General features: G+C 47.8%; 13 protein-coding genes. 4 read left to right on the top strand and 9 right to left on the bottom strand.

The genetic code is table 11. The annotated features are described in order from the left end of the window. Nucleotides 1–64 precede the first annotated feature (64 nt). Nucleotides 65–811, top strand: a complete 747-nt coding sequence (locus tag LHUE1_RS11015) for a hypothetical protein (protein ID WP_049172259.1) — start codon at nucleotides 65–67, stop codon at nucleotides 809–811. A gap of 9 nt (nucleotides 812–820) precedes the next feature. After that, nucleotides 821–1390: a hypothetical protein gene (locus LHUE1_RS11010; protein ID WP_049172261.1), complete on the top strand. Its 570-nt coding sequence runs from the start codon at nucleotides 821–823 to the stop codon at nucleotides 1388–1390. 106 nt (nucleotides 1391–1496) lie between these two features. Here the strand turns inward: LHUE1_RS11010 and purB are convergent, their stop codons facing one another. From purB to LHUE1_RS10970, 8 genes are all read right to left on the bottom strand, one after another. Further along, nucleotides 1497–2792, bottom strand: a complete 1296-nt coding sequence (purB, locus tag LHUE1_RS11005) for an adenylosuccinate lyase (RefSeq protein ID WP_049172263.1) — start codon at nucleotides 2790–2792, stop codon at nucleotides 1497–1499. A gap of 113 nt (nucleotides 2793–2905) precedes the next feature. Continuing rightward, nucleotides 2906–4015, bottom strand: a complete 1110-nt coding sequence (locus LHUE1_RS11000) for an ATP-grasp domain-containing protein (protein ID WP_010488961.1) — start codon at nucleotides 4013–4015, stop codon at nucleotides 2906–2908. Between the two features lie 20 nt (nucleotides 4016–4035). Further along, the gene (locus tag LHUE1_RS10995) at nucleotides 4036–5364 is read right to left on the bottom strand and encodes a nucleobase:cation symporter-2 family protein (protein ID WP_049172265.1); all 1329 of its coding nucleotides are present in this window, start codon (nucleotides 5362–5364) and stop codon (nucleotides 4036–4038) included. A gap of 8 nt (nucleotides 5365–5372) precedes the next feature. Further along, a complete protein-coding gene (locus tag LHUE1_RS10990; protein WP_047106314.1) occupies nucleotides 5373–5951 on the bottom strand; it encodes a xanthine phosphoribosyltransferase in 579 nt (192 codons plus the stop codon). 190 nt (nucleotides 5952–6141) lie between these two features. Beyond that, nucleotides 6142–6777: a glycoside hydrolase family 73 protein gene (locus LHUE1_RS10985; protein ID WP_049172267.1), complete on the bottom strand. Its 636-nt coding sequence runs from the start codon at nucleotides 6775–6777 to the stop codon at nucleotides 6142–6144. A gap of 6 nt (nucleotides 6778–6783) precedes the next feature. Continuing rightward, nucleotides 6784–7269, bottom strand: coding sequence for a GNAT family N-acetyltransferase (locus tag LHUE1_RS10980; RefSeq protein ID WP_217774557.1), 486 nt, complete (start codon nucleotides 7267–7269; stop codon nucleotides 6784–6786). Nucleotides 7270–7526: 257 nt separating this feature from the next. Further along, nucleotides 7527–7727, bottom strand: a complete 201-nt coding sequence (locus tag LHUE1_RS10975; RefSeq protein ID WP_003566521.1) for a cold-shock protein — start codon at nucleotides 7725–7727, stop codon at nucleotides 7527–7529. A 164-nt stretch (nucleotides 7728–7891) separates the two neighbouring features. Next, on the bottom strand, nucleotides 7892–8857 hold the full coding sequence (locus LHUE1_RS10970) for an aromatic acid exporter family protein (protein ID WP_010489006.1): 966 nt from the start codon (nucleotides 8855–8857) through the stop codon (nucleotides 7892–7894). A 135-nt stretch (nucleotides 8858–8992) separates the two neighbouring features. On the opposite strand from LHUE1_RS10970, the gene LHUE1_RS10965 reads away from it, so the two are divergent. Further along, nucleotides 8993–9631, top strand: coding sequence for a YkyA family protein (locus tag LHUE1_RS10965; RefSeq protein ID WP_025013170.1), 639 nt, complete (start codon nucleotides 8993–8995; stop codon nucleotides 9629–9631). Between the two features lie 47 nt (nucleotides 9632–9678). Further along, a complete protein-coding gene (locus tag LHUE1_RS10960; RefSeq protein ID WP_049172274.1) occupies nucleotides 9679–10608 on the top strand; it encodes a glycosyltransferase family 2 protein in 930 nt (309 codons plus the stop codon). A 70-nt stretch (nucleotides 10609–10678) separates the two neighbouring features. Here the strand turns inward: LHUE1_RS10960 and LHUE1_RS10955 are convergent, their stop codons facing one another. After that, nucleotides 10679–12418 carry a membrane protein gene (locus LHUE1_RS10955; protein ID WP_049172276.1) on the bottom strand — a complete coding sequence of 580 codons (1740 nt, stop codon included), beginning with the start codon at nucleotides 12416–12418 and terminating at the stop codon, nucleotides 10679–10681. Nucleotides 12419–12644 lie beyond the last annotated feature (226 nt).

The raw sequence follows: 12644 nt of genomic DNA, 5'->3' as shown, positions 1-12644 counted from the left end.
CTCGCTTTAAGTTCACACTTTGTTCAAATTCTTTGCTTATACTGCTTATGAGGTGAACGGGTAGATGCATTTCTTTGAGCGAACGTTCTCGGGTTTCCGTTATCATCGCCGTTATTACATTGTGATGATGCTGCTGTCGGTTGCGTTCTGCTTGATCAGCATCATGCTGATGACGAGTGAAATGATCGACCAATCCGCACAGGGGGCATTTCTGCAGCGTCTTAATTCTTTTGGCGATCAAAATAAAGAAGCCATTCTGCTAAGTACGCAGGTTGGTCAGGCACATATCAAAATGGTTCAGTCCGCACAATCATTGGTGAATCGGGTTATGATTTTCAATGCTATCTGCTGGCTGATCGGAACGGCTTGGCTATGGTATCACCGCCGCTCTGAAACCGATGCGCTTTATTTAGTGGGCAAAAGCAGTATGTCAATTGGCTTGCAGTATGCTTTTGAAGCTTTCTTTAGTTTCTGGATCAGCTTTATGATCACTGTCTTTTTGATCATTCTGTTTAATGACCAATTGATCCAGTTTCTAACCAGCGCCAACCGCTCCGTTTTTGGCCATCTGCTGCAGGAAGGCTATCAAAGTGTGGATATGAACCGGGCTTTTCGGCAATTATTTGCCCGTCACCTAACCGGATTTACTCGAGAAACTTTATTTTATTACGGCGGTAGAACGGATGAAATCACCCAACCAACCGGCTTTTTAACAACTTTAGGTAATGGGATGGCCGTGATTTTCATCACCACTCTGGGATTAGTGACCCCGCTTTCAATGATTCGCAAGCGGCGAGTCATGCCGCGTTAGGAGATTGCTATGTTATTTCGGTCAAAACAACTTGATGTGTATCGTGAAAATCTTGCGAAGCTCTTCGCACCCAAAACGATTCAGTATCTGTATGTGCCAGACGAGGAAGCACTGAACGACCTCCGTGATCAGTATATTAAGAATTTTGCGAGCGGCGGTTTGATGAAACAGCTTGCTTTTATCAGCAGCCGCGACACTGGCATTTTGGATTATCTCAGTGTCCGCAATAATCTGTACATCAATGGGCACAGCAAGAACACGGACTTTTTGCCGGAATGGCTGAATAACAACTCGCCAATCCTCGATCAGCCAGCTGCTACATTGGACACCATGCAACGGCTATACCTGCAATTTTATCGTGGCTTAGTGGGTAAAAAACGTTATTTGCTGCTAAGCGGCCGTGCTGAAGTGTTTGACCCACAAGTCACCCGTTCCTTTTTAACCGAAGCCAGTCGCGCCTTGCAGCAAACCGACAGCTGCCTGCTTGTCTTGACGACAGATCAATCACTATTAAGCGCCAATCCCCAAAATGCGTGGGAACAGCCACCGGTATTATCTTTAAACGCTATTGCCAAATAACCTGACTCATTTAAATCTTACACTTTAAGCAAAAACCGGCTCTAGACAAATTGATGTCTAGAACCGGTTTTTTGGTCTTCACTTACCAAAACGTGCAGCGGGTAAGTTATGCTAACCCAACACGCTTGAATATTTCGTCAACATGCTTGAGGTGATAATGATAGTCAAAGGCGTCATCCAAATCGGCCCTGGACAGCCGACCCATGATTTCAGGATCTGCCTCGAGCAACGGCCGAAAATCACGATGTTCATCCCAGGCAACTGCTGTTTTTGGCTGAACCAGATCGTAGGCTTGCTCACGACTCAGACCACTTTCGATGAGTTTGAGCATAACCCGCTGACTATAAATCAAACCGTGTGTCAGATTCATGTTTGCCTTCATCCGTTCTGGGAAGACGTCCAAGTGATCAAGGATGCTGGTAAAGCGGTGCAGGATATAATCCAGCAGGCCGGTGGCGTCCGGCAACATGATCCGTTCGGCACTGGAATGTGAAATATCGCGCTCATGCCACAGTAAAACGTCTTCTAATGCTGGCGTTTCGTAACCGCGGATGACACGGGCTAACCCTGAGACATTCTCTGAACCGATCGGATTACGCTTATGCGGCATCGCACTGGAACCTTTTTGGCCTTTGTTAAAGTGCTCTTCGACCTCATGAACCTCCGTACGCTGCATATGGCGGATTTGCAAGGCAAACCGTTCAACCGAGGTCGCAATCAATCCAAGCGTCTGAATGTAATGTGCGTGCAGATCACGTGGCAGCACCTGCGTTGAGATTTCCTGTGCCCGAATGCCCAGTTGCTTGGTCACATAGGCTTCAACCGCTGGCGGCGTATTGGCAAACGTTCCCACGGCACCGCTAATCTTACCTGCTTCAACATCATTTGCGGCATCTTCAAATCGCCGAATATCCCGATTAAGCTCGGAGTACCACGTCGCAACCACGAGACCGAATGTCGTCGGCTCAGCGTGGACACCATGCGTCCGCCCCATCATCACCGTATCCTTGTGCGCCTTCGCTAATTTTGCCAAGCTCGCTTTTAAGGCATCCAGATCCGAACGCAGAATCTGATTAGCCTGCTTTAATAAGTATCCTTGCGCCGTATCGACCACATCGGTACTGGTTAAGCCAAAATGAACCCACTTTTTCTCCGGTCCAAGGCTTTCGGAAACATCGCGGGTAAAGGCGACCACATCATGATGGGTCACGGCTTCGATTTCATGAATCCGATCAACATCGAATTTTGCATTGGCACGCAAGGCCTTGACGTCGCTGGCCGGGATTTCTCCTAACTTAGACCAAGCTTCGGCCGCCAAAATTTCAACTTCCAGCCAAGCAGCGTACCGGTTCTTTTCTGACCAAATTGCCGCCATCTCAGGGCGACTATAACGCGGAATCACAGGTTTTTTCCTCCTCTAAGGTGAGCACGACTTTTAAGATCCATGAGGTTCAGATCCATCCAATTAATAACCACTAACTGACCGATCCGAAAACTTATAGCTTGATAAAAACGTTACTGAATAACAAAATGTCCGGTTGCGTTAATACTGTCTTTGATGGCCTTCAAATCGCCAACGATTTCAATTTCACCGACTAACTCGCCACCGTTCGGATAGAAAGCGAAGCGCCAGTCAGGCTTGATTTGAATTTGCGTCAACACCGCATCCATATCTTTTTGCCGGAGCGGAATACCAACCCCGTCCTCAGCCAGTTCCAATTCCGGTAACGGCCAACCAAGAATGGCCCGCAGATGTAACTCGTATTCGGAAATGTCGCTGGTGCTCTGCATAAGATGACCGTATAACTTCGGCCCCGGGTAAACTCGCTTGACGTACAACGTGCCATTAGTCGCCAAGAAGAACTCAAGGCTGAAAATGCCGGTGTAGTCAAGTTTCTTGGCAATTTTTTCGGCAATGCGCCGGATCTCCACAATAACGGCCGGATCAACGTCAGCGCGCACCGATGAAGCTTTGAGCTGATGGTGGTCAAAATAATTTTGAATGACCGGACCGATTCGAATGGTCGTGCCGGCTTTTGCCACCATCACGGCCACCTCTTTGATATTTTGCAAATAGGCTTCCAAAATATAAGGACGTTGTTGCAACAGTTGCTTAGCGCGATCCACATCATCCGGTGTCGACAACAATAACTGCTGATCGACCCCCATCCCTTTTTGAATTGGCTTCAATAAGGCGGGATAGCCAATCGTATCAATCGCTTCATTAATATCGCCAGGCGTGATCACCTGGGTATAAGGCAAAATATTCATGTTGAGATCGTCAAGAAAGACTTTTTCCAGATAACGATCCTGCGTTACCGTCAAAATGTCGCTTCCTGAAGGCAATTGACTCGCGGTTGCTAACTCCGCTAAGATCGCGCCGTCCACATTCTCGTCGGTAAACGTCATCACCGTACTCATTTGCGTCAATTCTTTTAACGCAGTGCGGTCATCCGACTTACCTACCAAGGGAATATCGGCTTTTTCAAGCGCAATATCGGTTTGCGTGGGTGCCAAAACCACTGTACGCATGCCCATCAGACTGGCGGTATCAGCCATGCGAAAAGCTGAAACTCCGCCGCCGATGATGCCAATAGTGGCTCCTGGACTAATAAATTGCGTCACATTTGTTCCTCGCTTTGACTTTATTTATCTGAATCATTTTCGTTTAAACCGCGATCAATCGGCATTTCCAGTGTCCGACTGGGTGAATTGAAAATCCAGTTCAACAACACGGCACTCAAGCTGGTCATCAAAATCCCCGACCCGAAAAGCAGTTGAATGGTCTTCGGTAAAAACTGGACGATATGCGGCTGAACAGTCACCCCTAAACCCAGGCCAATCGAGATCGCGGCAACCAGCAGATTCTTATCATTTTCAAAATCAACCTGTTGCAACATCCGAATTCCTTGTACCGCCACCATGCCAAACATCACTAGCATCGCGCCACCCAGAACCGGAGCCGGAATGATGGTGGCCAAGGCACCAATTTTTGGCAATAAGCCCAAAATAACCAGGAAAATTGCCGAATAGATGACTGGTTTTCGCGTTTTAATGCCCGAAAGCTGCACTAAGCCGACGTTTTGCGAGAAGGTCGTGTATGGGAAGGTGTTAAACAAACCGCCTAACATGACTGCCAAGCCCTCCGCGCGATAGCCACGTTTCAAATCATCCGCTTCAATTTTACGCCCGACAATATCCCCTAAAGCAAAGAAAACGCCAGTACTCTCAACCATCGACGTCATCGAAATCAAAATCATCGTGACGATCGAACTCCATTCAAAATGCGGTACCCCAAAATAAAATGGCGTCGGCACATGAAACCAACTAGCCTCGACGACCGGCTGGAAACTTACCAACCCGAAAAAACCGGCTAACACTGTACCGGCAATCAAGCCGACCAGAATGGCAATAGAGTGCAAAAAGCCTCTGCCCCAAACATTAATGGCCAGAATCAGCAACACCGTGAACGTACCGACCAGAAGATTCGTCATATTGCCGAAATCTTTAGCTGTTGTGGAGCCGCCCCCAAGATTCTGGAAGGCGACCGGAATTAACGATAATCCGATGACCGTAATCAGTGAGCCGGTCACGAGCGGCGGAAACAAAAAGCGCAGTTTTGAAAACGCCCCGCCGATCAGAAAGACAAACAAACCAGCGACGATAATGGCACCGTACATGGTTTGAAAATTGAATTTCTGTCCGATCATAATTAACGGTGCCACGGCTTGCACCGCACAGCCTAAAACAACCGGTAATTTAATACCAAAATATTTATTGCCAAATACCTGTAAAGCAGTGGCAATGCCACACATAAAAATATCAATCGAAACCAGGTAGGTCATCTGCTCTGAAGTAAAGTGCAAAGAGGCACCGATCAGAATCGGCACCAGCACCGACCCCGAATACATGGCTAACAGATGTTGCAGCCCCAGTGCCGCCGCTTTTGGATTGGAAATGCTTTTACTTTTCATGTTTGCGCTTAGTCCTCCGGTGCAAAAATGACGTGACCATCTTCAAACGCACTGATCCTTGCCAAAGATTCAACCCGAACATGTTTGTCATCCAACAACTTGCGGCCCTTCTGGAAGGTCTTTTCGATGACAATTCCGACACCGCTCAACGTTGCGCCGGCTTGGGCAATGATCTCCATCAACCCTTCAACCGCTTGGCCATTCGCCAAAAAATCATCAATAATCAGCACATTGTCGTCCGCGGAAAGGAACTTGCGGGAAATCGCAATTTCATTGGAAGTCTTTTTGGTAAATGAATAAACCGTGGCAGTGTATAGATGATCCTTTAAGGTCAGACTCTTGTGCTTGCGGGCAAACACAAGCGGCTTGTGAAACTCCATCGCCGTTGCAATCGCAGGGGCAATGCCGGAACTTTCAACAGTAAGGATTTTGGTGATCGGCTCATTGCTGAAACGCCGGTAAAATTCCTTACCCAGATCGGCCATTAAATCAGGATCGACTTGATGATTCAGGAAGTTATCCACCTTCAACACATCTGTTCCGATAACTTGGCCATCCTTTTTGATCCGGTCTTCCAGTAATTTCACCACAAGCACTCCTTCTATTTGTAAATTTTCAACAAGCTTACCATAAAAAACGCTGTGGAACAATACAGCTTCAGCGATTCCCGAACGAGACAAGTAGCCGCTTTCACGACCATAAGAGAACAAAACCCCTGTGATTTGGGGTTATTAAAGCCAAACAACAGGGATTGTGTCATCATTAAAATACGAACATTCAGCTGTCATATTGCGTCAGATTCCAAGTTTCAATCAGATGAATCAACTTTTGCGGATAATCAGGATCGGTCGCATACCCATCTGTCTGCAGAGCCGATGCTGCCGATTTGTAATCCTTGGCCGCGCGCACGGTCGCGTATTGTTGCGGATTCCAGTCAGTGCCGTTAACAAATAATAGCGCGTGATCACGGATTGATGCCGTATCATCGCTGTATACCCGAAACCGGCCATCAACCGTAATCCACTTATCATTGACATATTCTTTGGTTCGTAGCACCTTGGTGTTCGCAGGATCCGTTCCTTTAATGCCGAACAGATTGTGATAATCTTTGGCCAATGTGCTTGTTCCCCAGTTGGATTCGAGAATAGCCTGTGCCAACGTAATACTGGTCAAAACGCCATACTGTTTCTGCATGGCCTGTGCAGTCGGTGCCAGTCGTCTGATAAAAGCCTCTTTCTTCGCCTTTTCAGCGGCTTTTTTATCGATACTGGCCTGCTGTTGTGAAACTTCCGCTTGACGCTGTGACCAATATGAACCGACCACCAACGTTGCCCCGACTGCAAAAAACGCCAGAACGAGCCAAGCAGCCAGCGGAATCTTTTTCAATGTAAAACGTCGGCGCTTTTTCGCCAATAGCCTTTACTCCTTCGTCTCATTTTCACGTGTCAGTAACAACTTGCGCCGCAAAACCAGCATATCCTGTAACTTCAATCCGTCAGCATAGACAGGCTGGCTGTATTGGTCAAAGAAATGTTTCCGAATCGAATCCAACCGAAACCCGCGTCGCATATAGAAGCGGAGATTATCAAAATCAACATCGCCGGTGCCCACCAAAATCTCCTGATACTGCTGAGTGGCATACACCAAGCCCACGTGCCGCAATAAGCCGGACGCAATGCCTTGGCGGCGGCGCGCAGACGCGACCGCGAGATTTTTCAATTCAACCGTCTGCTCATCGACTGGAACAACCATCGCGACGCCGACGGGCACCTGATCATCAAGCGCGGCAAAAAGTGTCCCTGTACTTAAATAGCGACTAAGCATGGCGGGATCTTCATCCCCCACCAATAGGAGATCTAAATACTGAATCCTTGCCTCAGGTGCCACTTCTTCAAATTTTAACATCGCGCCCCAGCCTCCATTAGCCCTATCCAAAGATGATGATTTTGTTATAGATTAGTTTACCATGGACCAATGGCTCTGATGCTACGAAACATTGTTTTTTTACGAAAAGCTAGAGAATCATCTCAGGCCATAACGCGTTCGCCAGCCCAGAAACCTGCGCCCAAGGCCACTTACACTCCGATTTCTAAGCGCTCCTGTTCGCGCTCAACAAATAAAAACCGGCTGCATCAAATGCAGTCGGTCAATGGTTTCTTTAATTAGTCTTTGTTAACGTTAACCGCTTGTGGGCCACGATCGCTGTCTTCGACTTCAAACGTTACCGCTTGGCCTTCTTCGAGCGTCTTGTAACCGTCGCCTTGGATAGCTGAGAAGTGAACGAAAACATCGCTGCCATCTTCCCGTGTGATAAAGCCGTAACCCTTTTCAGCGTTGAACCATTTAACTGTGCCGTGTTCCATGAGAACATTCCTCCTTGCGTCATTTGACGCATGATAATATCGTGTATTTCTGTTTGGTACAAGTGGAAGAAAGTTCTGAAACCATGCAACCACGACCATTCAAAAAGTACATGTTTAGTCTACCATCACGGTAAAATCGTCGCAAGTGTCAGCACTTTCAGAAATCAATTTTGCGAGGAAATAATGTGATTGAAATTGCGCTTTAACTGTAACAAGCGGGAGAAGTCTTCCAGAAAATAAAATAAACGGGCGCGGCTTTCAAATGACGCCCGATCAGTCGGCAGCGGTGAAGCCGCGAAGTTGCGCTGAATCTTTTTAACCATCGTAACTAGTTGCGTCGCCGGATTATCTTCATTCAACACACTAGCTGTCATCGACAAGGCATCGCTGATCACAGCCGCCTGCAAAACCGGCGTTTCGATTCGATCCAGGCTATCCTGCATTTGGCGTAACAGTTCATATTGATTGGCTCGCATCTCGAAGTAAGCTTGGTAATAGTCATTTTCCGACCACAATTGATTGTCACTGTGCCGATTTGCCCAAGCCACTGCTGCATCCAGCGTCATTTTCAAATCCGATAAATTCGCCCAGTTATCGGCACTTTTAAGATGCTCCGGCCCCAACTGTTGACTCATATGATCGATGATTTCCCGCATTTCCGCTTCGACCTGCGCCTGAAATTCCGTGATTTTGGCTTCCAGACTCGGCATAAACAAATTTGCCACAAGGGCGACGCCGGCACCGACCGCCAGCAACAAAAGCTCATTGCGAATCCAGAACCAACTGCAGCTTTTGGCCATCATAAAATGCGTGACCAACACGGCCGTCATCACAATGCCGCTTTGCACTTCAAATACGTTGGTTAGTGGGATGAAGATTAAAAGGAAAACGCCAAACGCCAGCGCATTGTACCCCAGAACCAAGAATGCCCCGATCGCAATGACAAAGCCCAACACAGTTGCCAGCAGTCGGTAGGCAACCAGCCTGAACGATGCTTTGGTGGTATTCTGAACCGACAGAATCGTAATGATACCGGCAGCTGTCCAATATTCAAGATGTAAGGCATAAGCAATGAGCATCGCAACCGCTGTTCCCACCGCTGTTTTAACCGTTCGCATACCGATATGCATAAGCAATTCCTCCATTTGCCTTTAGTTTATCATACGTTGTTTTGTTATTAGCGTGATTGCTTCTAAGCCCGCTCACCATGTAGCCTCTAGTAATTCTTTTGTTGTTACGCTACCATAGAAAAAGAGGACTAAGACATGAAAAAATTACTGCCATTATTAGCCGTGCTAGCCTTTCTTTTTGTTGGGTGTTCGGCCACTTTAAATCAAAAAAAGCAATTACTGACGACAACGCAGACTGTGCAAACTCAAGTGCAGCAGGAACAGCAAGCGTTGCAAGTCATTGGCTCGACGGTGAATGATTTTCCGTCCACCTTTGAGAAGGCATACCAAGATGACCCGTCGGCAGATCTAAAAAATGACGATGGTGCCGTCAAGAAATTGTTGGATAAGCGCGCCGCAGCGTTTAAATCATTGGAAGCGGCGAACACAGCGCTGACTGATGCCAATAATACCTTGACCAAACTCAATAACCAACCGTCTGAAGACATGCCCCAAGCGCCGTTGAGCAAGGTACTCACCAGTCTCAAGCTGGCCAAACTCGATCACAAAACCCTGGTTAGTTATTATCGGGAAATGTTGAGTGCCGAGGACGATTTTTTCGCGGCCACGGCTGGTAGTGACGTCTCGCAGGCGGATTTGGAAACCCAAATCTCACAACTTAATCAATATTACAGTTCACTGAATCAACAAATTGATGTCATGACCGCTAACCTGACAACAGTGACGAGTCAGAATGCCAAGTTAACTAAGGCGGTCAAAACGATGCACGACTGATGTTGACACATCACCATAACGCATTCACTTTCCGAGGAGGCTTCTTCATGCCGCAAAGCGTGGCAATTATTATTCCCTGTCATAATGAATCCGAAAATGTTCCCTTGATCTACCAAGCTTTAATGAAAACTTTTCAAACCGACCTGACTCAGTTGGAGCCGCAAATCTGGTATGTCAACGATGGCTCAACCGACGACACGCTTGCTCAAGTCCAGCACCTGCAAGAAAGCGATGCGCAAGTGCACTACATTGATTTATCGCGGTCATTTGGTAAGGAAGCTGCCATGTACGCCGGTTTGGTCACAGCAAAAGCTGATTATTATGCCGTGATGGACGCTGACCTGCAAGATCCGCCAGCCATGTTGCCGGATATGTACGCTGCCCTTCAGGAAGGTTATGACATGGCCGGCGCCCAGCGGACAGATCGTTCCGGTGAAGCGCCAGTGCGGTCATTCTTTTCCAATCTCTTCTATAAGTTCATCAATCGTGTCTCCCAGACCCAGATTGTTCCCGGCGCCCGCGATTTTCGGCTCATGACGCGCCAAGTGGTTGATGCGATTGTACATATGACCGAGCGTAATCGGTTTTCAAAGGGGCTTTTCAGTTGGGTTGGCTTTAAAACCAAGTACCTTCCCTACCAGAATATCGAACGTCAACATGGTGAAACCAGTTGGTCGTTTACTAGCCTTTTGCGTTACGCCATTGATGGGATTATTGATTTTTCCGATGCTCCGCTGACTTTCGTTTCGATGATCGGCATTATCAGCTTCTTAGGCGCGTTTGCGGCACTGATATTTATCGTCATTCGGGCGGCCCTTTATGGCGATCCGACAGCAGGCTGGCCGTCCATGGTCTCGATTTTCCTCATGATCGGCGGCATTCAACTGTTCGCGTTGGGGATTGTGGGTCGTTATATCGGCCGAATCTATATCGAAACCAAGCAGCGTCCGATTTTTATTGCTCGTAAAATCAAATAAAACCGGCATGTCGACTTTTCAGCTAGTTAAGCGCAAAAGTCTGACACACCGGTACATTGACCATAACGCACTACTTCGGATCTTCGGAAGTGGTGCTTTTTTCTGGATCAAAATTGCGAATCGCGACAAAGATCCAGCTCAGGAAAAATATAATGGCAGCCGCCAAGGAAAGCCATCCAGTGACATGTTGCAACCGCGTGCCAGTGTAGACGACCCGCACCCGGTGACTGCCAGCCGGCGCCGTGATGGTCAGGCGGGCATTTTTACCTTGGGCACGATACGGAACGACTTTCCCATCGACGGTGACGTTATAGCCGACATAGGCAAACTTAGGTAATTGCAAGACAACCGATCGCGGGCTGGTGTAGCCAAAGCGTAAATCGTTATAATGCTGGGTCAACGGGGTCAAGCGTTGAAGTTTATGTGACGGCAAAACCACGGCTTGATCTTTCTTGAAAAAGGTGGTGGGATCAAACTCCTTCGGCGCATACTCCGATCCGCCGCCAGTCGCATCGCCATAGTAGCCGGCAGCATTTTTGTCTGTCACCCGATAAGTATTGGCGTTCGTCATGGTCGTATTAATCGTCGCGGCATAGCTAAACCCAACCACGCAGGCCGCCAAGACCATCCCCCATGCGAAACGTTGCGGACGCACTTTTTCTGCCACCAACAAAGCCACAGCCAGACTCAGGAATAAAGTCGTTAGCTCCAAGTATCGCCACGGAAACTGAATCGTGCCTAAAACGGTCTTCCGAAACAGTGACCATGGAAAAAGATTAGTGCTTAAGAAAATGGTGACAAAACCCAGTCCTGCCGCTACTTTGACAGAACGGCTTAACTTAGGCCACCACAGCGCCAATCCGATCGCGATACCCAGCATCAAAACGCCCATCCCCGGACGGAAGGTCTGATTCACGTTTTGCATGTTGCTGGTGGAGGCATACATACTCAATGAATTTTGAAACAAGTCGCCTAGGCTATATTGCAGGTAATTGAGCCAAATGGTTGCGGATTCGGCAAGTTTAAGCGGCAAATGTTGCGAAATCTCCAACATAGGCAGGTAGCTGCCCACCCCCATCAATAGGGAGCTGATCGCCGCATATGCCGTATACCGCACCATCCGCCACGAAACGCGTCTTAATGCCACCAACACAAGAAACCCGCCAACCAGAAACTCGAGCACCATTACGAGCGACAACATGTGCGCGTACATCAAGCCGGTCACGCCAAAGGCCAATAAGAACCAGTTGTCCGACTGCTTTATATAGATCAGGTACATTCCGGCTGTAATGATCGGCAAAAAAATAAAGGCAAGATTTTCACCAAGCGCCCCGCGAACAAAGGCATCCAGCATCCGATAGACCGCGGTTGTATACACGACGCTGAAAACGAATGCCGCAAGCGGACGGCGGCGAATTTTCAGAAAACTGGCGTAGGCCGCCAGCACCGTTACCACCAAAATCAGCGTTTGATAACCATAGTAGGCGCTGACAACCCCGAGTCCGGCTAACCGCAGCCAAACATACGGGAGCAGCATCAAGGACGGATAAAAGGCATCAAAAGAATAGCCAAAATGGCGAACTTCTTCAGGAAAAACCTTCGGAAAATACGCGCCATGCTGGACACTGGTAACGTAACTTTCCATGCGGCGCAATTGCGGCATCGTGTCGTCTTGGTGGAAAATATAGGATAGATGCAGCTGCGGCCACTGTACCAATAACACCAAAGCAACTGCCAACATCGGCAGCAGCCAGATCGCATTTGTTTTTAAAAATTCCTTGATGTCTGAACTTTTTGTTTGTATCGCCATAAAAGCCCTCCAAACGATGATCATCGCGCACGTTCTCTTAATATTGTAACAATAACGACAGTGACGGGCGAAGTGATTTTTAAAGAAACATCAAGACTTGCAACTTAAAACGTTTTCATGCTGCCCCGGGTGCTGCACCTGGGCAATCCCGCGTTATGATTAAGTTAATATTTAAACTTAGCTTATTTTTTATTCAGCGCGGTTTTTGCTATCATATTAATTATTA

This window comes from Lacticaseibacillus huelsenbergensis (assembly GCF_029726355.1).
GTDB lineage: Bacteria > Bacillota > Bacilli > Lactobacillales > Lactobacillaceae > Lacticaseibacillus > Lacticaseibacillus casei.
This window is presented reverse-complemented; position numbering and strand designations above follow the sequence as displayed.

Coding starts and splice junctions, on each gene's coding strand:
- LHUE1_RS11015 (WP_049172259.1), top strand. CDS start 65: ATGCATTTCTTTGAGCGAACGTTCTCGGGTTTCCGTTATCATCGCCGT.
- LHUE1_RS11010 (WP_049172261.1), top strand. CDS start 821: ATGTTATTTCGGTCAAAACAACTTGATGTGTATCGTGAAAATCTTGCG.
- LHUE1_RS10995 (WP_049172265.1), bottom strand. CDS start 5,364: ATGAAAAGTAAAAGCATTTCCAATCCAAAAGCGGCGGCACTGGGGCTG.
- LHUE1_RS10980 (WP_217774557.1), bottom strand. CDS start 7,269: ATGTTAAAATTTGAAGAAGTGGCACCTGAGGCAAGGATTCAGTATTTA.
- LHUE1_RS10975 (WP_003566521.1), bottom strand. CDS start 7,727: ATGGAACACGGCACAGTTAAATGGTTCAACGCTGAAAAGGGTTACGGC.
- LHUE1_RS10970 (WP_010489006.1), bottom strand. CDS start 8,857: ATGCATATCGGTATGCGAACGGTTAAAACAGCGGTGGGAACAGCGGTT.
- LHUE1_RS10965 (WP_025013170.1), top strand. CDS start 8,993: ATGAAAAAATTACTGCCATTATTAGCCGTGCTAGCCTTTCTTTTTGTT.
- LHUE1_RS10960 (WP_049172274.1), top strand. CDS start 9,679: ATGCCGCAAAGCGTGGCAATTATTATTCCCTGTCATAATGAATCCGAA.
- LHUE1_RS10955 (WP_049172276.1), bottom strand. CDS start 12,418: ATGGCGATACAAACAAAAAGTTCAGACATCAAGGAATTTTTAAAAACA.